The 22257-nt window shown below is 60.4% G+C and carries 23 protein-coding genes and 1 pseudogene; all 24 read left to right on the top strand.

Annotated features, from left to right (window positions below; genetic code table 11):
- The first annotated feature begins 7 nt into the window (after window positions 1–7).
- The 24 genes and pseudogenes from FA85_RS21135 to FA85_RS21120 all read left to right on the top strand — a co-directional run bounded on the left by FA85_RS21135 (window position 8) and on the right by FA85_RS21120 (window position 22223).
- Window positions 8–1177, top strand: coding sequence for a peptidoglycan-binding protein (locus FA85_RS21135; RefSeq protein WP_051943817.1), 1170 nt, complete (start codon window positions 8–10; stop codon window positions 1175–1177).
- 1 nt (window position 1178) lies between these two features.
- A complete protein-coding gene (locus FA85_RS16645; RefSeq protein ID WP_036114740.1) occupies window positions 1179–1730 on the top strand; it encodes a hypothetical protein in 552 nt (183 codons plus the stop codon).
- 776 nt (window positions 1731–2506) lie between these two features.
- Complete coding sequence (locus tag FA85_RS22470; RefSeq protein WP_239739837.1) at window positions 2507–3046, top strand: hypothetical protein; 540 nt, start codon at window positions 2507–2509, stop codon at window positions 3044–3046.
- 38 nt (window positions 3047–3084) lie between these two features.
- Complete coding sequence (locus FA85_RS16635; RefSeq protein WP_036114742.1) at window positions 3085–4014, top strand: VirB8 family type IV secretion system protein; 930 nt, start codon at window positions 3085–3087, stop codon at window positions 4012–4014.
- A complete protein-coding gene (locus FA85_RS16630) occupies window positions 4014–4796 on the top strand; it encodes a TrbG/VirB9 family P-type conjugative transfer protein (RefSeq protein WP_051943819.1) in 783 nt (260 codons plus the stop codon). The genes FA85_RS16635 and FA85_RS16630 overlap by 1 nt, the downstream gene beginning before the upstream one ends.
- On the top strand, window positions 4793–6067 hold the full coding sequence (locus FA85_RS16625) for a TrbI/VirB10 family protein (protein ID WP_036114745.1): 1275 nt from the start codon (window positions 4793–4795) through the stop codon (window positions 6065–6067). Before FA85_RS16630 ends, FA85_RS16625 begins: the two co-directional genes overlap by 4 nt.
- Window positions 6068–6084: 17 nt before the next feature.
- The gene (virB11, locus tag FA85_RS16620; RefSeq protein ID WP_036114748.1) at window positions 6085–7125 is read left to right on the top strand and encodes a P-type DNA transfer ATPase VirB11; all 1041 of its coding nucleotides are present in this window, start codon (window positions 6085–6087) and stop codon (window positions 7123–7125) included.
- A gap of 49 nt (window positions 7126–7174) precedes the next feature.
- On the top strand, window positions 7175–8182 hold the full coding sequence (locus FA85_RS22680) for a transglycosylase SLT domain-containing protein (protein WP_197056567.1): 1008 nt from the start codon (window positions 7175–7177) through the stop codon (window positions 8180–8182).
- Between the two features lie 214 nt (window positions 8183–8396).
- Complete coding sequence (locus FA85_RS21595) at window positions 8397–8846, top strand: TrbC/VirB2 family protein (RefSeq protein ID WP_081907540.1); 450 nt, start codon at window positions 8397–8399, stop codon at window positions 8844–8846.
- Window positions 8839–9147, top strand: a complete 309-nt coding sequence (locus FA85_RS16605; RefSeq protein ID WP_036114751.1) for a VirB3 family type IV secretion system protein — start codon at window positions 8839–8841, stop codon at window positions 9145–9147. The genes FA85_RS21595 and FA85_RS16605 overlap by 8 nt, the downstream gene beginning before the upstream one ends.
- Before the next feature lie 65 nt (window positions 9148–9212).
- Window positions 9213–11684: a VirB4 family type IV secretion/conjugal transfer ATPase gene (locus FA85_RS16600; RefSeq protein WP_036114754.1), complete on the top strand. Its 2472-nt coding sequence runs from the start codon at window positions 9213–9215 to the stop codon at window positions 11682–11684.
- A 26-nt stretch (window positions 11685–11710) separates the two neighbouring features.
- Window positions 11711–12622 carry a hypothetical protein gene (locus tag FA85_RS21125; RefSeq protein WP_051943823.1) on the top strand — a complete coding sequence of 304 codons (912 nt, stop codon included), beginning with the start codon at window positions 11711–11713 and terminating at the stop codon, window positions 12620–12622.
- An 87-nt stretch (window positions 12623–12709) separates the two neighbouring features.
- Complete coding sequence (locus FA85_RS16590; protein WP_239739840.1) at window positions 12710–13888, top strand: TrbL/VirB6 family protein; 1179 nt, start codon at window positions 12710–12712, stop codon at window positions 13886–13888.
- Between the two features lie 3 nt (window positions 13889–13891).
- A complete protein-coding gene (locus FA85_RS22790; protein WP_081907541.1) occupies window positions 13892–14398 on the top strand; it encodes a DUF4189 domain-containing protein in 507 nt (168 codons plus the stop codon).
- 188 nt (window positions 14399–14586) lie between these two features.
- On the top strand, window positions 14587–15114 hold the full coding sequence (locus FA85_RS22785) for a DUF4189 domain-containing protein (protein ID WP_081907542.1): 528 nt from the start codon (window positions 14587–14589) through the stop codon (window positions 15112–15114).
- Window positions 15115–15261: 147 nt separating this feature from the next.
- The gene (locus tag FA85_RS22780; RefSeq protein WP_428977065.1) at window positions 15262–15522 is read left to right on the top strand and encodes a DUF4189 domain-containing protein; all 261 of its coding nucleotides are present in this window, start codon (window positions 15262–15264) and stop codon (window positions 15520–15522) included.
- 30 nt (window positions 15523–15552) lie between these two features.
- A complete protein-coding gene (locus FA85_RS22775; protein ID WP_081907544.1) occupies window positions 15553–16068 on the top strand; it encodes a DUF4189 domain-containing protein in 516 nt (171 codons plus the stop codon).
- A 38-nt stretch (window positions 16069–16106) separates the two neighbouring features.
- Window positions 16107–16253: pseudogene (locus FA85_RS22770) on the top strand (type IV secretion system protein); the annotation flags it as partial.
- Window positions 16254–16475: 222 nt separating this feature from the next.
- Complete coding sequence (locus FA85_RS22765; protein ID WP_081907545.1) at window positions 16476–16982, top strand: DUF4189 domain-containing protein; 507 nt, start codon at window positions 16476–16478, stop codon at window positions 16980–16982.
- A 418-nt stretch (window positions 16983–17400) separates the two neighbouring features.
- Window positions 17401–17727, top strand: a complete 327-nt coding sequence (locus FA85_RS21970; protein ID WP_156108779.1) for a hypothetical protein — start codon at window positions 17401–17403, stop codon at window positions 17725–17727.
- Window positions 17728–17776: 49 nt separating this feature from the next.
- Window positions 17777–18208, top strand: a complete 432-nt coding sequence (locus FA85_RS22760; protein ID WP_197056561.1) for a DUF4189 domain-containing protein — start codon at window positions 17777–17779, stop codon at window positions 18206–18208.
- An 818-nt stretch (window positions 18209–19026) separates the two neighbouring features.
- Window positions 19027–19530, top strand: a complete 504-nt coding sequence (locus FA85_RS22755) for a DUF4189 domain-containing protein (RefSeq protein WP_081907547.1) — start codon at window positions 19027–19029, stop codon at window positions 19528–19530.
- A gap of 770 nt (window positions 19531–20300) precedes the next feature.
- Window positions 20301–20891: a hypothetical protein gene (locus FA85_RS16575; protein WP_156108780.1), complete on the top strand. Its 591-nt coding sequence runs from the start codon at window positions 20301–20303 to the stop codon at window positions 20889–20891.
- An 81-nt stretch (window positions 20892–20972) separates the two neighbouring features.
- Window positions 20973–22223, top strand: a complete 1251-nt coding sequence (locus FA85_RS21120; protein ID WP_051943829.1) for an XVIPCD domain-containing protein — start codon at window positions 20973–20975, stop codon at window positions 22221–22223.
- Window positions 22224–22257 lie beyond the last annotated feature (34 nt).

Below are 22257 nucleotides of genomic sequence, written 5' to 3'. Positions count from 1 at the left end.
GGGAACCTTGAGCACATTCAACCAACACTCGACGACACTGCTGAAGCGCGCGATCGACAAAGGAATCACCTCGCCCGCCGAGCTGGCCAATCTCATGGGCCAGGCCTCGGTGGAGTCGATGAACTTTCATCGCGTGAACGAAAGCATGATGTATTCGAGCGCGGATCGCGCGCTCAGCCAGATCAAAGGCCTTAGCTCCAGACACACCCGCGAGGAGGTCGACGCGGCACTGGCTACCCGAGATCCCGAGACCATCGCAAACCTCCTTTACGACACCCACCCCACGCTTGGTAACCGGGAGCCCGGGGATGGCTGGCGATTTCACGGTCGCGGCGTAATCCAGCTGACCGGACGCTCCAATTACGAAAAGTTCGGGCGACTCGTGGGCGTGGACCTGGTCGAGCACCCGCACCTTGCGAGCGATCCCGACGTTTCCGCCGATGTCGCCATCGCCTACTGGAAGGAACGATGCAGAGACATCGATCCTTCGGATGTACGCGCGGCGACCAAGGCCATCAATGGCGGCAGCAATGGCTACGCCGAGCGCGTCGCGGCGGTGAATCACTGGTCGACCGTCATCACGCCCGAACTCGTCGAAGGGATCCGTAACCAGACCATCGGCACCGAAGACCTCATGGCGATGAGTGCGTCGCACCAGGCGCCGGCTTCTTCCACGCTGCGCGAAGGCGCTCGTGGGGATCGGGTGCGTGAACTCCAGACGCAACTGCATGACCTCGGCTACGCGGTGCGCCCGGATGGCGCTTACGGCAACGCCACGCGCCTCGCCGTCATGGCGTTTCAGCAGAACCACGACCTGGTCGTCGACGGGATCGCGGGAGTGCGGACCGTCGATCAAGCCAGGACGGCGCATGAAACGCTCATGCAGAACAGGGGCCCATATGTCAGCGCACCCGACAGACCTGATGGAAATGTCACGCGGCAGACGTCGACGCACGACATGTTCGAGGCATTGTGCCGTTCGGGCGCCGAGGGCGACGTGGACGCCTTGTGCCGGGTCGGTCGGACCTATGGCGAAACGTTGGACGGGCAGACCTGGCTGCTTCAGGGTGAACGGAGCAACCAGCAGGCCCTGACCGATTCGCTCCCGGTGCAGCCCACAGCGGAACAGGTACCTACTCAGGTCGCGGAGCAAAGCGCTCCAGCGATGGCGCTCTGACATGCTGCCGATGACCCGGACCGACGCTGAAGAGATCACGGTCAAACTCGGCATGTTCGCTTCCGGCCTGCAGGGCCTGGGCGAGCGCCTGACGCGACAGGCGGAGTTGTCGCACGCCGAACTCGTCCGCGCGGCGGAGTCGCTCGCACTGACCGCGGAGACAAGCGCACGCGACGCGACCGCCGAACTTGCCATGCGCGCTGGCGACGCGATCGTCGCCAGCGCCGCCGCTGCCGCCGGCGATCTCGAGCGTGCGATGACGCAGGCGTCGACCCGGCTGACACGTGCAAGTACGGCGCTGGAAGCGAACGTCCACGCCCTGAGACGCCTGCACGCCATCAGCGCGTGGAAGGCGCTGGCCGCCGCGGGCGCGGCGGCGGTCTTCGCGATCTGTGGCGCTTGCGTGCTCAGCTGGACTATTTACAAGCGTATGGACGAAGCCGCGTGGTTCGACGAGGTTCAGGAAGCGCGCGCGCACGGGCGCCTGCAACCCTGCCCTGAAGGCGGCGTGTGCGTCTACGTCGGTAAACGCTGGCACCGCCTGGGCCACTGAGGGCAACGGTTGGCCGTTGCTCACATGTTTTTCAGGGCGGCGCACATTGCCATCACCGGCGCTCCTCCTTCAGCATGGCACCCCCGTTTTTGAATGCGGCAAAAACTCAGCCAGAGACACGGCTGTCGCACGAGTGACATCGCAAAGTGACAACGTTTGCATCCGCGTGGAAGCGTGCGCCTTGGTTTCAAGCGCAACCTTCACGAGACATACACATTCCAAACATTCTCGTAAGCCGTAACGCACGGCAAGAATGTGATCTGCGTCAACTTTCGGTTAGTTCAAGACATGATAAGGGCTGAATTTGTGTGATATTCGCCACAGAAAACGGTTATACAGCCCACTAGCCAGGAATGCGACGTTGCGCTATCTTAACAACGTGGACTGAGATCCGCAGAAACGTTTTGGGGAATCACTGGTTCGGTGCGGCAACTGCGAGTGGCGATATCTCTATCGCTCCGGGGGTCGTGCGGCCATTCTTTGCTGGCACGTAATGCAAGGGCGCGCAGGCGCTCGATACAGGATGTTCTATGGATGATTTGCATATCGCTCGGGGCCGGTTGGCCCGAGGTTCCAGCTCCTCCAGGGGAGTCCTTTGCCGTTGGCGCGCGTCGCGCCACGGCTCATCGACCGATACCGGCCTGGCAAGTCGCCAGGCCGCACGTTCCGTCGTCATTTTCGTAGCGATGTAAACGGTTTCTCGACCCCGCGTCCGGGCTTCCGCGACGAGGGCCGCTGATGTTTTCTGTTTGCTTTTCATGACTTACGAGCCACGCGTGAAAAAAATCCTGCACCCTGCCCTTACTCTCTTCCTCGTCTCCGGGTTTGTCCTGCTGCTGTCCGCATGCGGCACGCCGCCGGCGAAGGACTTCGGCGGTCGCTGGCGTCCGGTCAACAAGTACGACGACAAGGTGGTCGAGATCCCGCTCGCCGTGCCGTACACGTACTACGCGGCGCCGATGGACGGCACGCTGAAGGTGATGCTGACGCGCTGGTCTTCGGACACCGGCATGAAGCTCAACTACAAACTTCGGTCCGACTTCACGCTGCCGAAAAGCACCTCGTCGATCCATACGACCGAAGGACGCGACGCTGCCTCTCAGCTGAGCGCCATCTACGCGCCGCAGGGTGTCGTCGTACTTATCGACGGCCCGGTCATCGTGGTCGAGGAAGCGAGTGCCATCGTCCCGGCCGCCGGCACCCCCGCGTCGGCCTCTGAACGCAAGGCCAGTGCCGACAACGCCACGCCAGATGCTCCGCAGACGAACCACACTTCCGCCGCACCGGTTCCTGGTGCGAAGACGGCCGCTAACTGATCCGATCCAGCGTTGTGACCAAGGCAGGCATTCGTTAAATGCGTAACAAAAAAGAATCTCCGAAGATCGACGCCGCGGTAGCGAAATCCGTCGATTTCGAAATCGCGGTAGGCGACCTCGCCCGGCGCAGCGAACGTCGCGCATGGATGGTGGCGTTCGCCTCCATCATCATGTCGCTGATCCTCCTCGGCGGCTATTTCTACATGCTTCCGCTGAAGGAAAAAGTGCCGTACATCGTCATGGCGGACGCGAATTCGGGCCTTAGCTCAGTCGCCCAGCTGACGGACGACGTGTTCAGCCGCCGCGTCACGGCCAGCGAGGCCGTGAACCGCAGCAACATTGCGCACTTCATTCTCGCGCGTGAATCGTTCGACGTCGCGATCATCAATATGCGTGACTGGGCCACGGTGCTGACCATGTCGTCGCCTTCCGTCGCGCAGGTCTATGTCAACCTGCACGCCCAGTCGAATCCCGACGCCCCGTTCAAGACTTATGGTCGCGAGCGCGCGATCCGCGTCAAGATCCTCAGCATCGTATTGATCGGCGGTGGGAACGGTGCGACGCCCAAGGGCGCGACCGTTCGCTTCCAGCGGTCTGTTTTCAACAAGCAGACTGGTGTGACGGTGCCTCTCGACAGCAAGATCGCGACAATGGAATTCACCTATAAGCCGAACCTGAAGATGGACGATCAGTATCGCGTCGAGAATCCGCTCGGATTCCAGGTCACCACATATCGCGTCGACAACGATTACGCCGAAGGCCCGCCGCCGGAGGTACCCGCCACGCAGGATCCTTCCGCTGCGCCGACTGGCGCGCCGTCGACCGCTCCAGAAACGTCGGGCGCACCCTCCGCCATCCCGCAGGGCGCGCAGGCTGCGCCTCTCTCGGCACCGCCCATTCCCGAATCTGCCGCGCCGGTCGCGCCGCAGGCCGTCCCGCAAAACGCCGCCAATGGAGGGCGCCGTTGATGAAAGGTTCCAGCACACTCCGACTGGCCATGCTCACCTGCCTCGCGATTACCTCGCTGGCAGGCGCCGTCAGCGCCCAGGTCGTCACCCCTCAGGTCGTGACCCCGTATGAATACCAGCCCGACCACATCTACACCGTGCGTACAGGCCTTGGCATCACCACGCAGATCGAGCTGAACCCGAACGAGAAGGTGCTGGATTTCAGCACCGGTTTCAGCAGCGGCTGGGAACTGACGCGCCGCGACAACGTGTTCTATATCAAGCCGAAGAACGTCGACGTCGATACGAACATGATGATTCGTACGGCGACGCACTCCTATATCTTCGAGCTCAAGGTAGTAGCGACGGACTGGAAGACGCTTGAACAGGCGCGCCGCGCCGGCGTGCAGTACAAGGTGACGTTCACCTATCCGTCGGACACCAGCTTCATCGCGGAGACCAAAAAGGTATCCGAGACCCCGGAACTGGATACGTCGCTGGTCAAGGGTCGCGACTACAACTTCGACTACGACTACGCCAAGACACGCAAGACCGCACCGTGGATCGTGCCAGTCAATGTGTACGATGACGGGCGCTTTACGTACATCAAGATGCCAGACCTAAAGCAGTTCCCGACGGGCAATTTCCCCACGGTGTACATGCGCGAAAAGGAACACGGTGAAGATCAGGTCGTTAACACCACGGTCGAGGGCAATACGCTCGTCGTCCATGGCACGTACAACTACCTTGTCATCCGACACGACTCGAACGTCGTGGGCCTGCGAAGGAACACAAAGAAGTGACCCCGAACAATCCTTATCATCCGGACGACGAGAACCAGGCCGGTCATGTCCCGCCGCACGAGGGCGTGGGCGACCGTCCCGATCCTCTGGCCAGCAACCCCTATTCACAACAGCGCCAGCAAGCGCCGCAGCCGGACCTGGACGCGGGCGCGCCGACACTTGCCGCGAACGACGTTCGGCGGATGAACAGGCGGGCGCTGGTATTCCTCGCCGGCATCATCGTTCTGCTGCTTACCGCGGGATACCTGCTTCTCAGCGGAGGTAGCTCCAAGCAGCAGGTCGTGGAGAAGCCGCGCGAGGAACAGGTCAACGTTCCCGAAGCGCCACGCGTCATGCCGACGCCCGCCCTTCCCAACACAGAGAACCGTGCGCAGCCTATCGCGCTGGCTCCGCCCCCGCCTCTGCCGACCCCCGAACAGTTGCGCCCCGCCTCCATGCCCGAGGCGTCGCGCGGTCCGACCCTGCTCGAGCGTCGCATCATGGCCGCAAACGACGCAGCACAGATCGCCGGCAATGCGAATGGCGGCGGTGGCGGTCAGGCCGGCGGTGGCCCGCAGGGCTTCATGGGAGGTGCTGGCATTCCAGGCTTTCCAGGCGGCCCGCTTCCGAACAACGGCGTACCGGTCAACAGTGCCTATGGCGCCAAGGAACTCGCCGACGTCTCGAGTGCCGAACCGTTGACGCATCCGGACACGCTGATGCTGCGGGGCACGTTCATTCGTTGCGTGCTCGAGACCCGCATCATCACCGACATCCCGGGCTTCACGTCCTGCGTGGTCACCGAGCCGGTGTACTCCTTTACGGGTAAGCGCCTGTTGCTCCCGAAGGGCTCGAAGGTGCTGGGCAAGTATGAGATGGAACCGAACGGCCCGCGCGTCGCGGTGATCTGGGATCGTGTCGTCACTCCGACGGGGATCGACGTCAAGATGGCCAGCCCGGGTATCGATACGCTGGGTGGCGCCGGTCACCCCGGTTACTACAACGCGCACTGGGGTAGCCGCATCGGCTCAGCCCTGCTCATTTCGCTGTTCAGCGACGCGTTCAAGTACGAGGCCGCCGAGCATGGTCCCAAGCAGACGACGATCAGCAATGGCGTCGTGACGCAGAACCCGTTCGAGAGCAACACCGCCATGACCATCCAACAGATCGCCAACAGCGCAGTACAACGCGCAGCGAATCGCCCGGCCACCGTGACGATCAACCAGGGTACGGTCCTGGCGATCTATGTCGCGAAGGACGTCGATTTCAGCGGCGTGGTCGCCCGGTATTGATGCGGATTCGATAGAGCATGAACGAATCCGCCCTCGCCGCTGTTGGTAACGAATTCCTGGACTATCAGTACGAAGTACTGGGCGTCCGGGACTTCCTTGCCTCGCCGGATGTGACTGAAATCTGCATCAACCGCCCAGGTGAGCTTTACCTGGAGCGGCGCGGTGCATGGGAGCGGGTCGACATTCCGTCGCTGACCTTCGAGCGTGCGCGTCAGTTCTGCACCGCGGTGGTCAACGAGAGCAACACCGGTCAGCGCATCACGGATACCGATCCGGTCGTGTCACTGACCTTCCCGACCGGCCAGCGTGCCCAGTTCGTCATTCCCCCGGCCGTCGAAGCCGGACGTGTGTCGATCACCATCCGCCTGCCTTCCAAGCACAGCAAATCGCTCGCCCAGTACCAGGAAGACGGTTTCTTCGACGAGATTCTGGAGGGTGGCAACGCGATCAGCCAGGTCGATCGCGAGCTGCTCGAGCTTCGTGCGGAGCGTCGTTACGCGGATTTCTTCCGCCATGCCGTCGTCAGCAAGAAGAACATCGTCGTCGCCGGCGCCACGGGTAGCGGTAAAACGACATTCATGAAGTCGCTGGTCGGGCATATTCCTGTCGATGAGCGGCTCGTCACCATTGAAGACGCCCGAGAACTCTTCATCGACCAGCCCAACGTGGTCCACCTGCTCTATTCCAAGGGGGGCCAGAGCACCAGTAACATCACCGCGAAGAGTTGCATGGAGGCCTGCCTGCGCATGAAGCCGGACCGGATCATCCTTGCCGAGCTTCGCGGCGACGAGTCGTTTTACTTCATCCGAAACTGCGCATCGGGGCATCCCGGTTCGATCACAAGCTGTCACGCAGGAAGTGTGGAGCAGACCTGGGACCAGCTGGCCCTCATGGTCAAGGCATCCAATGAAGGGTCGGGACTTGAGTTTTCGACCATCAAACGTTTGTTGATGATGACTATCGACATCGTCGTACACATCAAAGCCCATGCCGGGCGTCGACACATCACCGGCATTGACTTCAACCCGGCTCGCGCACTATCGGCGGACGGGGGGTAACGCTCGGACAACCGGTGATTAATCAGGAGTTGTAACGGTGGTACCAGGAATGGAAATGATGGCGTGTCCCAACCTTGCCGTACCGGCGGAGGTGATGCAGCACGTGGTCAATGTCGAGTCGTCGCGCAACCCGTTTGCGATCGGCGTCGTCGGCGCGCAGCTCGTTCGCCAGCCTCAGAATCTCGATGAGGCCGTGGCGACCGTCCGCATGCTCGAAGAAAAGGGCTACAACTATTCCCTGGGAGTGGCCCAGGTCAATCGTGCCAATTTCGGCAAGTATGGCCTCGATAGCTACGAAAAAGCCTTTGAACTCTGCCCCAACCTCGTTGCCGGTTCAAAAATCCTCGCTCAGTGCTACACGAGCGCCGGTGGCGACTGGGGCAAGGCATTCAGCTGCTACTACTCCGGCAACTTCACGACCGGCTACCAGGATGGTTACGTCCAGAAAGTGTTCGCCTCCATGTCCCGCCAGGCCATGGCGACCAATGCCAGCGCAATCCCGATCCAGTTGGTGAACAACGGTGCGAGCAAAGCCGCCACGCGCGGAACACCGGTGATCCGCGCTGACGACGGCGCCTATCGCGTCGCGATGCGGAGTGTGGTCGATGCGGCGCTTTCCACCACGGTCGCTCCTGCCGTCGCGTCCGCCGCCGGCGTCAACGGTCAGGTGCAGATGCCGATGGTCAGTGCCGACCCAGCGGCTGTCGTCTACCCGCAAGGTAACGGGCGGATTCCAGCCGATTCGGCCACCGCGGCAGCCATGGCGCAGGTCGGCGCAGCCTTGCCCACCAATCTCCCTGCCCCGCAGCCGGGACGGATCCCCACCGACGCGGCGACCGCTGCCGCGATGGCGCAGATCGGCATTTCGGCCAATCAGGTGGGCAATGCTCCCGCCGCCGCCGCGGACGATCCCAATTCGGTCTTCGTGCCCGAAGTCCACGGTCCCAACGATCCTGCACCGGCGATCAGTCCGTCATCCGGTAGCGGAGCACCGGGGCAGAGGCGGGATCAGGCCGACCTTCGACAAGGAGGGGGCGATGGCGCTTTCGTCTTCTGAGTACTCCGGATCATCCATGCAAAGGATGTCCACCATGTGTCGCACGGTTATCGGCATGTCCGGTAGTCGCGATGGCCTTTGGGCCGCCCCGTGCGGGAAGAGGTTTTTCCCGCATGTCGTTTCGTCAGCCGGTGGCCTTCGCGCCGCCACCACCGCGCGGCGGTCATCCGACTTCCGCATTCACGTTTACACTGTCCACTAAGGAACTTTTGAGATGGCCCTGCCCTCCCTCAACACCATTTACGATCCGTCGAAAACGTCGCTGTCCCGCAAGATCGCCTTCTTCGCCATCGTGCTCGCCATGATGCTGCCGACCATCGTTTTCGGTGCCGACGGCGACGGTACCGGCGAAACCGGCACGAAGGTCTGCGGCTTCTTCCAGAGCATCAACGGCCTGCTGAATGCGGCATCCATCGTCGTCGTGACGATCGCCGTGATCTTCTCCGGTTACCAGATCGCCTTTGCGCATAAGCGCATCGCCGACGTGGCCCCCGCCCTGATCGGTGGCGTGCTGATCGGTGCCGCGGCGCAGGTCGCCAGCATGGTCGTAGGCGGCACCGGTTCCGGCACCGGCACCACCGCCTGCACCTCGTCCAGCGGTAAGGTCGGCATGATCCTCGATGCCGCCAACGCCGCCATGAGCCTGCTGCACCTCAGTGTATAAGAACGCGCTTTTTCGCGGCTGCACGCGCCCGCCCATGTTCATGGGCGTTCCTTACGTGCCGTTCTTTGTCGGTGCGGGCGGTGGACTGCTGATGGCGATGTACTTCAACATGTGGTTTCTCCTGCTGATTCCGGTCAACGTCTTCATCATGCGTCAGATGGCGCGTCGTGACGAAATGATCTTCCGGCTGCTGGGGCTGCGCCTGCAGTTCCGCACGAAAATCCGGAACGTGCAGGAGCACGACGGCATGTGGGTGTTCACGCCGAACAACTATCGCGAGCCCGGGAAGGCGAAGCGATAAGCGACACAGACGCCCTGGCAGATTTCCTGCCAGGGCCTTTTCGAGTTTCCCTACGGTAACCAGCCATGTTCACTCCAGACGCTCCGATCGGCGAACACATTCCACTATCCACCCACGTCTCGCCGACCGTCCTCAAGACGACCGGGGGCGATTACATGCTGGTCTGGCGACTGGCCGGATTGCCGTTCGTAGGTCGCGAAGAGTGGGACCTCGAGCACCGCCACAATACATTCAACCGCATGCTGCAGACCCTGCGCGCGCCGGACTTCGTCAATGTGGCTTTCTGGGTCCATGACATTCGCCGCCGTCGCAGTCTGAAGCAGAAGGACAAGTTCAACCACGCGTTCAATCAGACCATGTCGGACGCGTACTATGAGGCGCTGTCCTCCCAGAAGCTCATGCAGAATGAGCTCTACCTTACGATGCTCTACCGCCCGGTCGTCTCGGGCAAGCGTTTCGCGGAAAAATCCAGCGACGCCGCCCGCCTGCTCTCGGAGCAGAATCAGGCGATCGCCACCATTCTCGAGCTCGCCGGTAACGTCGAGGCTGTGCTGAAAGACTACGCGCCATCGCGCCTTGGTATGTACGAGGCCCCGAACGGTATCGTGTTCTCCGAGGTGCTGGAGCTCTTCGGCTACGTGCTCAATCGCATCGACGAGCCCGTTCCGGTGCTCAGCGCCCCCGTGAAGGATTACCTGCCGGTGAGCCGCCAGCGCTTTTCGGCAAAGACGGGTGACTTCGTTCTGACCACACCCAGTGGCATCAACCATTTCGGCGCCATCCTCAACATCAAGGAATTCGTTGACGGGACGTTCCCTGGCATCCTCAATGGCCTGAAATACCTTGACTTCGAATATATCGTCACCCACTCGTTCAGCCCGATGGGACGCCAGGATGCGCTGAAGGCACTCGAACGCACCAAGGGCATGATGATCTCCTCCGGCGATAAGGCGGTAAGCCAGATCGTCGAGATGGACCAGGCGATGGACCAACTGGCCTCCGGCAATTTCGTGCTGGGTGAATACCACTTCTCGATGACCATCTACGCGCCTTCCCAGGAAGCCCTGTCGCAGCAGATTGCCGCCACGCGCGCGGAACTGTCGAACGCAGGCTTCGTTTCAGTGAAGGAAGACCTGGCCGTCACGGCAGCCTTCTACGCGCAGTTCCCGGGCAACTGGAAGTACCGCACCCGGCTGGCGAACATCAGTTCACTGAACTTCCTCGGCCTGTCACCGCTGCACAACTTCGCCACCGGCAAGAAGGAAAACAACCCGTGGGGTGACGCCGTCACCACGTTGCAGACGACCAATGGCCAGCCGTATTACTTCAACTTCCACGCCACCCATCCCGCCGAGAATTCGTTCGGCGAAAAAGCTATCGCCAATACCATGGTGATCGGTAAGTCGGGTACGGGTAAGACGGCACTGATCAACTTCCTGCTGAGCCAGGTGCAGAAGCTCGATCCGTCACCGACGATCTTTTTCTTCGACAAGGACCGCGGCGCCGAGATTTTCGTGCGTGCCTGTGGCGGCAACTATCTCGCCCTCGAGAACGGCAAGCCCACCGGCTTCAACCCATTCCATTGCGAGCGTACCGAAGAAAACGTCCAGTTCCTTGCCGATCTGATCAAGGTTCTGGCGGCGAAGAGCATCTACAGTTCGCGCGAGGAAGAAGATATCTTCCGGGCAGTCGAGAACATGCTCGACACCCCGATGCACCTGCGTAACATGACCAACTTCCAGAAGAGCCTGCCTAACCTCGGCGACGACGGCCTATTCATCCGCATGCGCAAGTGGACGGCTGGCAACTCGCTGGGCTGGGTATTCGACAACCCGAAGGACACGGTCGACCTCACCCGGTCCAACATCATCGGCTTCGACTACACCGACATCATCGACAATCCGGAAGTTCGCGCGCCGGTCATCAATTACTTGTTGCATCGTCTCGAAGCGCTGATCGACGGTCGCCGCCTCATTTACGTGATGGACGAGTTCTGGAAGATCCTCGACGGCAAGGGCGGCCTGAAAGAGTTCGCGAAGAACAAGCAGAAGACCATCCGTAAACAGAACGGCATGGGCATCTTCGCGACGCAGAGCCCGGAAGACGCCCTGGCCAGCGACATCTCCGCCGCCCTGATCGAACAGACCGCAACGATGATCCTGCTGCCGAACCCGAACGCGAGCCGCGAGGACTACGTCAACGGCCTGAAGCTGACCGAAGCCGAATACCAGGTGGTCGTCAGCCTCGACGAGCGTTCGCGTCGGTTCCTGGTCAAGCAGGGTCACGCATCGGCCGTCTGCCAGCTCAATCTGCGCGGCATGGACGATTCGCTGGCCGTCATTTCCGCGTCGACCGACAACATCGAGATCATGCACGAGATTCTCGCGCAGCGTGCCGCTGATGAAGGCATCTCGTCCGACGATCTCACCCCCGATCAATGGCTCGAATCGTTTTACGAGCACCGCAAGGGCAGCGGCAAGAAGCCCAGGCCCTCCGGCCCGCAGTCCACGCGCCCCGCGCGCAGCGCTGCCATCTGACATTCCCTTTGACGATGGAGACTCTCATGCCAACGATCAATTCCGCCTCGCTGCTGTCACAGGCCCCTGGCCGCCGCTTTTGCGGCGCCGTGGTGGCCGTGTTCCTTGCCTGTGCGATCACACCCTCCGTGCACGCGCAGGACGCATGGTCGGTGCGAGATAAGGATGCCAATGATAAGTTGTCCGACATCAAGGACAACACTAAGGGCACGAACACCGACACTACCGCACTGAAGACCGCCATCGGTGATACGAACGCTGGCGGCGGCAACACCGTCAACGCCAACCTCGATGCGATCAACAAGAAGCTGATCATCGGCAACAGTGAAAACAACCAGCCCTACAAGGACAGCCAACCGGGAGCACGCGTGGTCGATCCCGATGAGGTGCTGCCGGCATCAACGTCCACGGCGCTGGACGACGGCGCGGGTTGCAAGGCCGTAGCTGATGCGCAGCAGGCGACCTGTAACAAGATCGTTGCTATCCAGAACGCGAAGTACAAGTACATGCTTCTGATGTACGAAACCAACAAGAAGCGAGACGACATGCTCCGCGAGCTCCTGCTCGAGCGCTCGAAGATTACGGGGAGCGATGCCAATCAGTACGGCAAGCTCGAGGACAACACCAACAAGCTCACGGCCCTCTACAACCTGATCTCGCTCGACCAGCAACAGATGGCCACGGTCAACTATGCATACGATGCCAACATCGAGTACCTCCGTAAAACCCAGGCGCTGATGGCACGGGGCGCGAATACGGGCAAGAAGGCCGACTCCTGGACGAACATCTCGCTCCCGACTGGCGACACGATCGATCTCGGTCCGGCGATCAGCGGACTGATCAGTGGCGCCGCCCTCCAGGCCGCGCTGCAGAGCGTCAAGTCGACCGCGCCCAGCGGCATGCAGAGGCTGTCCATCGGCGACTCCAATGGCCTATAAGACTCGCCAGCACCACATCGGTGCAACTCAAACCTGTTCGTTGCATCACCGCGACGCGACACTTCATCCGGAAAGGAACTCGCTCACATGATCGGCATGATGGGAAATCTTGTGAGTAAGTCGGCCGTGGCGCTTGCCGACCCGCTCGGCGGTGCTACCAACTTCGTCTTCTTCACGCAGATCAACAATTTCTTGCGCGATGAGATCGACTACATGCAGTGGCGCCTGCTTTCCAGCGCAGCGTCCATCATCGGCCTCGTCGCCGTGGTCGTGCTTACCGTATGGATCATGTTCCAGGGCTTCCGCATCGTTACGGGTCAGTCCCGCCAGCCCATGATGGTGCTGGTAGGCGACGCGCTTCGCGCGACGCTCATCGTCTTCATCGCTACCACTGCCGCTTACTCGTCGAGCTCGGTCTACTGGAAACTCAGTGACGGCATGTCGTCGACAATCGCCAGCTACGTTACAGCCGATAGCAGCAGCCCATTTCAGTCCATCGACGACAACCTCGCCCAGATGGAAGTCGCACTGGCCATCATTGACAGCGTCGATCCTGGCAACTCGGGGAAGAACGACGAGGAACAGGCGTCCAAGGATCGCAACCGCTGGTTTACGGGCATCGGCATCGCCGGCCCCAGCGTCATCGCTGGCTCGATGCTCTTGCTGAACAAGATTGCTCTCGCGCTTTTCATAGGCTTCGGGCCCATTTTTATCATGTGCCTGCTGTTCGAGCAGACCAAGCAACTGTTCAGCAAGTGGTTGCTATACGGCATAGGTACGGTGTTTTCTCTTGCCGTTCTGTCCGTCATGGTCGCCATCGCAATGAAGATGATGAAAGCCATCACCGCCGCCTTCGCCGCGAAATACCTCGCGACATTCGCCGACATCGGCAGCACAGATGGCATCAACAGTATGGCCTTGCAGCAGGGCGGCGTCGGTCTCTTGTTGTCGACACTGATTGTCATGGCGCCACCGATGGCCGCCGCATTCTTCCAGGGCACGCTGGGGCAGTTTGCGTCGTATTCGTCGTTCGGTAACGTCGGATCCCAGCTCGGGGGGCAGGATCAGCAGGCGATGGCTCAGGGGAGAATGGGCGTGGGGAATTCGGGGTACACCCCACCCCCAATGGGTGGCCAGGATGTAGCAAGGAATCCAGGCGGTTCAAATCGAAACATCCATGTTAGCCCATTAGAGCTTGGGAGCGGGAACCCCACTGCGAACACCGACTCGGTGAAGATGGGCACTCAGAACTCCAACCGAGCTTAGAGTATGAAGTCCAAGATCCTACTGTGGTTTCTGGCAGTCGCTTACACACCGCTTGGGTGGGCACAGTGCGGCGCCGGAATCCCTGGCGCCGGCAATCCAGGGTGCATCCCTCCAACAGCACCGGGCTCCCCGTACGCGCAACCAGGCGATCCGAATCTTCCGCCTCCCAACGCAGGTCCTGCTCCAGTGTGGGAGGACCGTTGGGGTGCGATCGCCATTGACTATCAAAACGGGGCGGCGGGCGGTGCCTACAAGGGAGCGTCGAAAGACGATGCTATCCAACTGGCGATGCAAAGATGCGAACATTCCGGTGGAACACAGTGTGAGGTCACCGTGTCGTTCGTTAACCAGTGCGCCGCAATCGCTCAGAAAACAAGCGGTGGATTGGTCTATCCAGCCACAGCGGCAGATACTAATGAAGCATCTGCGCGAGCTCTTCGCAAATGCGGTAACAGCAAAGATTGCGAAGTGACATCTACGCTATGTGCACATCCTGTACGCGTTCAGTAAGATCCTTTGCTAATAATTGTAGTGGCTTATTTTCCGACGCTTGGCAGAGCTAGTGAACTGAACGAGAGCTTTCGCCAGCATCGGCAACACCGGCGGCATCAACAGCGTCGTCCTGCAACCCTTGAGGACAATGCCAGCTTTTATAAAGCGCTTGCAGGCAGTACACCTGCTCAAGGAGTTCCAACAGGGTGAGTCGCAGTCGAGTGAAGCTTACAAAAATCCTGCTACTGACGATCACACTATTTTTTAGCAATGCAGTCTGGTCGCAGTGCGCGCCGGGAATTCCCGGCGCCGGGAACCCGGGATGCATTCCGCCGACGCAACCTGGCTCCCCTTACGGCCAACAGGGAGATGCCAATTCGTCCTCGTATAGCTCTCCACCTCCCGCAGCGCGATGGGCAGAACGCTGGGGCGCCGTGGCCCTGGATGCCAGCACAGGAAGTGCCGGCGTATCGACAGACATGAAGACGCAGGCCGAGGCAAAGCGTGAGGCTTTGGACCAATGCCGCGAGAACCGAGGCCAGGCCTGCGCCATTTCCGTCGCGTATCGCAATCAATGTGCCGCCGTCGCTCAGCGATCCACGGGAGGAGTGATGGGAAGTGCTAGCGGTCCGACCCTTGAAGTCGCCAAGGCTGCTGCCAAGGAAGAGTGTGGAGATACGGCTTCGTGCCAAATCGTCTACAGTGCCTGCAGCCTCGCTGAGAGAGTCGACTAACGCCTCGCAGTGTCCGCCGCGCCTCGTCCGTCAAGAGGTTGCAACAAGTTGGCCGCATCAGAGTCGACTAGGTACCGCACGACGGATCGCGAGCTGGCAAGAAAAACTTCATAAATACCCTCGTCTATCTTGCTTACGCTCGTTGGCATGGTCGCAGTGTGCTTCCCGCATATCTTGTGCCGGAGGGCGCTTTTACAATGTGAGGAGCAAGGCGGAACTCATTGCGAGGTCGTACTCACGTATTACAGCCAGTGTGCCGCTATCACGCAGTTAGCCAAGGGTATCTTAAGCAGCGCGACAGCAGCTACAAGATCTCGTGCGGAATCGCGAGTCGTGACGAAATGTGGGGACGAGCGAACATGCAGATTTCCTTACAGTCCGTGCGCACTGCCCGTCCGCGTTCAGTAGATCTCAACGGTCAACGGAAGAAAACATCAAATGGGACATGAAATGATGCGGAACGGTTGCCGAGCCGCGCTGTTATTCGTACTGCTTTCACCTCTGGCAGCATGGGCACAATGCGGCGCCGGAATTCCTGGCGCCGGCAATCCGGGGTGCATGCCTCCAACAGCACCGGGTTCTCCTTACCATCAAGCTGGAGACGCGCCGGGCATTAACGCCCCGCCTGCCGTGCACTGGGTTGGCGGTTGGGGCGCGATAGCTATGGACGCAGAAAACAGAGGTGGAACGGTAGAGGACCGGGATACGAAGAGCGAAGCAGAACGTATCGCACTGGATATGTGCCGGAGGAACGGTGGAAGCAACTGTAAAGTGTTGGCGACTTTTAATAATCAGTGCGCCGCCATGGTCCAGGAGGCTGGTGGCGGTGCAATAAACGGTAACACTGGTGCGACCCAGGAACGGGCGGAGCGCCGCGCATTGGATGGTTGCAAATCAGGAACGACTTGCCACGTGATCTATAGCAAGTGCAGTGTCCCCCACCCCGTACGCTAAAAGCCTGAGATCCAGGTCGGATAACTATCGTCGAATTACTGCAGCAGGGCGGAGTCGGTCTCTTGTTGTCGACACTGCTTGTCATGCCGCCACCGATGGCCGCCGCGTTCTTCCAGGGCACGCTGGGGCAGTTTGCGTCGTATTCGTCATTCGGTAACGTCGGATCCCAGCTCGGGGGGGGGGGGGGCAGGATCAGCAGGCGATAGCTCAGGGTAGGATGGGTGTCGGGAGTCCGGGTATATGCCGTCTGTGCGCACTTCGGGCGACGCAGGGGGTGACTCCAGTGGATATCGTGCGAATGCAGCGCAGAATCTGAATGTCGGAAATAATCTGGGAAACAGCTCACAGGTTGCGCAAGCCGACTCTATTAAATATCGTTCGCCAAATAGTGATGGATCATTCCGTTCATGACATCTCTTAGGTTATTTGCGATTCTTATGATCGCTTACTCCCCGCTGAGTTTTGGACAGTGTGCCCCGGGAATTCCCGGGGCCGGCAATCCAGGATGTGTACCTCCGAGTGCCCCCGGATCACCGTACGGTCAACCGGGCGAGACCGGAGCTGTTGCGCCACCCGCGCCGCCAGCTATCTGGGAGGATCGATGGGGAGCTATCGCGATAGATCGTATGAATGGAGCTGCTGGTGGCGACATCGACGGCACCTCAAAGAGCGAAGCGGTAAAGGTTGCGACGCAGCGATGCGTCGAATCTGGTGGAAGCAGCGACCACTGCACAATAGTCGTCAGCTTCGTTAACCAATGCGCAGCGGTCGCTCAGGAACCGGGCAGCAGTGTGATTAGCAGCGCCACCGCCGCCGACGCTACTGAGGCGACCGCTCGGGTACTAAACCGATGCGGAAGAAGTCACTGCAGCGTCCTGTACAACGTGTGTACATATGCCGTTCGAGTGAACTGATATGGGCGCTCAACGCACGGTCATACCACTCCGCCTTTCGTGATGGAGTGCCGCCAAGATACCTCGCGCGCCGTATCGAGCAGTAAACCAAGCGGCAGACCGTACCAGCCCGTTCCAGTCCATACGACGACCTCGCCCAGATGGAGAACGTTGCCACAGCCGACGCGCTGCTACTAAATAAGGCCAACTTGGCCTTCGTCGCCGGCTTAGGTCCTATCTCATCAATCCGCCTGCTCTTTGAGCAGGCCAAGGTACTATTGGGAGATAGTTGGTATGCGGCATAGACACCGCGCGCTCACTCGCACCTCCTGACCGTCGTGCTCGTAAGCGCGCTAAAGTACCTCGCGACGTTCGACAATATCGGCAGCACAGACGGTATCAACAGCGTGGCCTTGCAGCAGGAGGCGCAGGCCTTCTGTTGTCGACGCTGATTGTCATGGCGCCGCCGATGGCCGCAGCATTTTTCCAGGGCACGCTGGGGCAGTTTGCGTCGTATTCGTCGTTCAGTGGCGTCGGATCCCAGCTTGGTGGGCAGGATCAGGCGGCCATTGCTCACGGTAAGCAGGCTGCGGTGACTACGCCGCCACCTCAGCCTGCAAATACCATTGTGGAAAATAGGCACGATGGGCAGTCTAGCTATGATTCGCTCGATTCCGCCGCATGTTCCGGAGCGAGTAGCTCCCGATTCGTCCAGGACGGCAGTAAATTTACGTCACTCACCGGAACCGGAAAGACTCCACAATGATGAAACAGGTCCTGGCATTCGTTAGCGCGACACTGATGACTTGCGCGGTGTGGGCGCTGGAATCCCAGGCGCTGGCAACCCGGGCTGCGTACCTCCTACCCAACAGGGATCGCCTTATTATCAGGGGAGCGATCAGCTTCCGGCCCAACCTGCTCCGACTGCCAGATGGGAAGACAGATGGGGGGCGGTCTCGGTCGACCCACGGGGACACGTAGGTATCGTTACCGGGGCAGTGAGTAAGTCTTCCGCCGAACACGACGCGCTCCAGAAGTGCAGTTCAAGTGGCGGGACGTCGTGCGACATCGCAGTGTCGTATTACAACCAGTGCGCGGCGATCGCGCAGAAGCCATCCGGCGGAATCATGGGCACATCAACTGCGCCAACCGTCAGCATGGCAAAATCGAACGCACTGACCGAATGCGGCGATTCATCTTGCCGCGTTGTTTATAGTGACTGCAGCATGCCGGAACGAGTGAACTAACCGACTGCGTTCGCGTCACAGCTTTGCCTGGCAAGTCGTCGCATCCGACAGTTCGTGCCCATGCGTATCGACGTGGATATGAACGTCAGGATATTGGCTTTTCGGGTAGCGAACGCTTGTTACGCAGAATTCGGAAGCACTCGGGGATTCGGATCAAGCATGAACAAGCACTTCTCGCATGCTCCACACGACAGATCGTGGTCAAACCGACGGCCAACGGACGAACACATCCGATGGGACATCGAATGATTCCGAACGGTTGCCAAGCCGCGCTGTTATTCGTACTGCTTTCACCTCTGGCACCATGGGCACAGTGCGGCGCCGGCATTCCTGGCTCTGGCAATCCAGGATGCATCCATCCAACAGTACCGGGTTCTCCGCAAATCAGGAACGACTGCCACGTGATCTTAAGCAAGTGCAGTGTCCCCCACCCCGTACGCTAAAAGCCTGAGATCCAGGTCGGATAACTATCGTCGAAGCACTACAGCAGGGCGGCGTCGATCTCTTGCTTTCCACTTTCATCGTCATGGCGCCGCCGATGGCTGCCGCACTCTTCCAGGGTAAGCTGGGGCCATTTGCAGCGTACTCGTCGTTTGATACCGTGAGCAATCCTAGCTCGGTGGCAAGATCAAGTGCCAATGCTCAGCGTCGGCCGGATGCAATGAGTACGCGTGCGCCGGGTTTGAGCGGTAACACGCAGCCCGCGCAGCGGGATCAAGCGCGGCCGGTGACTCACGTTGGGTCATGTGGGAATAATCGACCCACCAATTCAGATACGGTGAAAACCGGCAGCTCCACGTAATTTGGGAAATCGCGTGATGAAACAGGCTCTGCCCTTCTTGCTATTTGCTTGCGCCTATGCCTCGTCAGCCTGGTCGCAATGCGCGCCAGGAATCCCGGGCGCTGGTAACCCAGGCTGCATTCCGCCAACGGCGCCGAATTCGCCGTATTCACAAGGTTCTGACAGCGGTGCGTCAGGTATCCAGTCCGTCGGCCCCCAACCGGTATGGGAGGAGACATGGGGGGCGTTCGCTATGGATGACGTCACCGGTGAAGCGGGAACTGTAGAAAACAGGCAATCCCGCAGTGAAGCTGAGCGATTGGCCGTTGAAACGTGCGCCCGCGGAGGCGGCGTAAAGTGCGAAGTGATATTTGCTTTTCACAACCAATGCGCGGCGTTCACCCAAAAGATAAACGGGGGCGGCCTGAACTGGGACACTGGTGAATCCACCGGAGTTGCGGAACAGCGAGCACTTTCTGCCTGCCGGGGGACCTGCCAGGTTATTTACAGTAAATGCACGGTACCCCGGCGAGTAAACTAATAGCGTAACCGTCTGGACCACTGGATTCTCTCGCGCGGCCGGGGCGCCGCGCATTGCGTGGTTGCAGATCAGAAAATACTTTCCACGTGCTCTATAGCAAGTGCAGTACCCCTAGAACCTACGCTAACGTCGTACGATGTGTTCGGATCACTGTCGTCGATTATCAGGATAGGAACCATGTTCGCGCTCGTCGTACGGTCCAAGATAGTCACTACAGAGATGCAAATGATGAAGGCCATCGCCGCCGCGAGATACCTCGCGACGTTCTCTTGCTTTCCACTCTCATGTCATGGCGCCACCGATGGCTGCCGCATTCGTTCGGTGACGTAGGTTCGCAGCTAGGGGTGGGCAGGGCTGGCAGGCGCAGGCTCCGCGCAGGCGCCAGAAACCCGCTCGATGAACACTGGTGGCGCGAATAGTGCCGCGCAAGCAGATGCAATGAAATATGTAACCACGCAAAATAACGGCCAATTATGATGATCGATGGAAACGTATTAAGTTCGTGCTCCTGATTTTGCTGGTTCATGCGTCGACTGCTGCTGCCCAGTGCGCACCCGGTATTCCCGGGGCAGGCAATGCCGGTTGCATACCGCCTACAGCCATTGCCTTGGCGATGAAGCCGAATTGCCCATAGTCGTTCACACAGGCACCACGGTCACAATGTGACCCAACGCACAATGCACGGACCGGAAGACGTCCCTCCGCAACCTCTTCCGGCTAAACTCACGTCCTAATGCGGTTGGTCCGGCTCCGACGCGAAAAGGATGAACGTGAAGCTTTCCCCTCATTACGGTTTGCTCTGGGTCGCCGCGTTGTCGTGGACGGGCTGGGCCGTGGGCGCGCCTGCTCCGGCGGACGATCTCAAGGCGTTCGCGACCGGTGGTGCCCGCATCCTTGAGTCGCAAAAAGGCGATCTCAATGGCGATGGCCACGCCGATGAGTTGTTGGTGCTCGACCCACCGGCACCCGCGGACGCCAAACTCGGTGAAGGCCCGGCACGCGAGGTGGTAGTACTGGTGCGCGATGCCTCTGGGCAGTTGCAGAAAGTCGCGTCCAATGCGCACCTCGTGCCATGCGAGCAGTGCGGCGGCAGCTCGGGCGATCCCTTCGGCTACAGCAAGGTCGCCCCGGGCAGCTTCACCATTGTCAACGGCGGTGGTGGTCGTGAACACTGGTCGGACGAATACACGTTCACGTATTCGGCAGAAAAGAGAGATTGGTTCGTCACCCAGGTAGCGCGAAAAGTCGAAGACAGCGTAACTGGCAGGCAGAAGGCCATCCAGCTGTCGGCAAAGGATCTGGGCTCCGTGAGTTTTCAGGAGTTCGATCCGTCGAAGCTGCCGGAGGTGACGCTTCCCTGATCCCTCGTGACACCTCGCCTGGACGGCGGGTAACGGCAACGCAGGGAGCAAGGCCGGCCGAGAGTCAAACAGGAGCTACACATGACGATTGACCGCGAAACACAAGTGTTGTCCGACGCTTATGCGGCGGGTATACGCTCTCCGAAGGAACTGGCCAACTTTATGGCCCAGGTTACCCATGAGTCCAATGGGTTGAATCGCCTTCAGGAGAGCTTCCGCTATACCAAGGGGATCACCCAGATTCCCGTGGAGGCTGCGTGGCGTCAGGGTGCGCATGCGCTCGATGCGGCTCGCAAGGACGCCTTGCGCGGCCAGCCTGAGAAACTTGCCGAACTGATGTACGGCGGCCGCAACGGTAACGATGAGCCCGGTGACGGGTTTCGTTATCACGGACGCGGCTATATTCCGCTGACTGGCAAGGCCAATTACCTGGCGGCTGGCAATGCCCTCAATATGGACCTCACTACCCAGCCCGAACTGGCCGCGGATCCGACGCACGCGTCGAAGATCGCCGTCTGGTACTGGCAAAACCGCGTGCCCGAAGACGCGCGCACCGATGTCCGGGCAGCGACCCGCGCCGTCAACGGCAAGCTCAACGGCCTGCAGGATCGTGCCGACCGCTTCAGCGCTTGGGAAAAACGGCTCACGCCTGAAGTGATGGATCGCCTGGCCAGTGGCGAGGTGGGTCATCCCCTGCCCTCGCCCGGCCACGACGCGAAAGGTCGCGCCGCTCGCGAAATGGCCAAGGCATCGAAGCGCCGTCTCCTGCCCGACGATAACACTGGCCCTGACAACGACCCCCTGATCGAGATGGAGCAACAGCGCAGCGTCATGGAGGAATCGGGTGAGTTCACGCCCGAGCCCGTGAAGCCGCACCACCGTCACCGTCAAGCCCCCGGCTATGGGTACGCCGTCGGCGAAATGCCGGGCATGTGCCAGGCCCCGATGATGAGCCAGCCGGAACACCCGCACCACGCCCTGTTCTCGCAGGCGCGCGATGCCGTGCACCGCCTGGACAAGCAACACCGACGCGCCCCTGATACGCAGAGCGAGAATCTCGCGGCCGCGCTGACCGTCGCCGCACACAGGGAGGGCATGCAGCGCATCGATCACGCGGCGCTTAGCGACGATGCCAGCCGCGCCTTCGTCGTGCAGGGCGATCCCGCCTCACCCCTTAAACGCGTCGCCGAAGTTCCCACTGAGCAAGCCGTGGCGACCCCCGTGGAGAAAAGTACCGAGGTACTCGACCGCATTGTGAAAGCTCCGCAGCAAGGCACGGAACACGCTCATCAACCGTTGCCCCATCTACCGGGAACGGGGCACGGTATGTGACGGCGGCGGCCTCCGGGTCGCGGCGAAGCGTCTT

The organism is Luteibacter mycovicinus (assembly GCF_000745235.1).
Taxonomy (GTDB): domain Bacteria; phylum Pseudomonadota; class Gammaproteobacteria; order Xanthomonadales; family Rhodanobacteraceae; genus Luteibacter; species Luteibacter mycovicinus.
The sequence above is the reverse complement of the archived record's forward strand: the minus strand, read 5'-3'. Positions and strand labels throughout refer to the sequence as shown.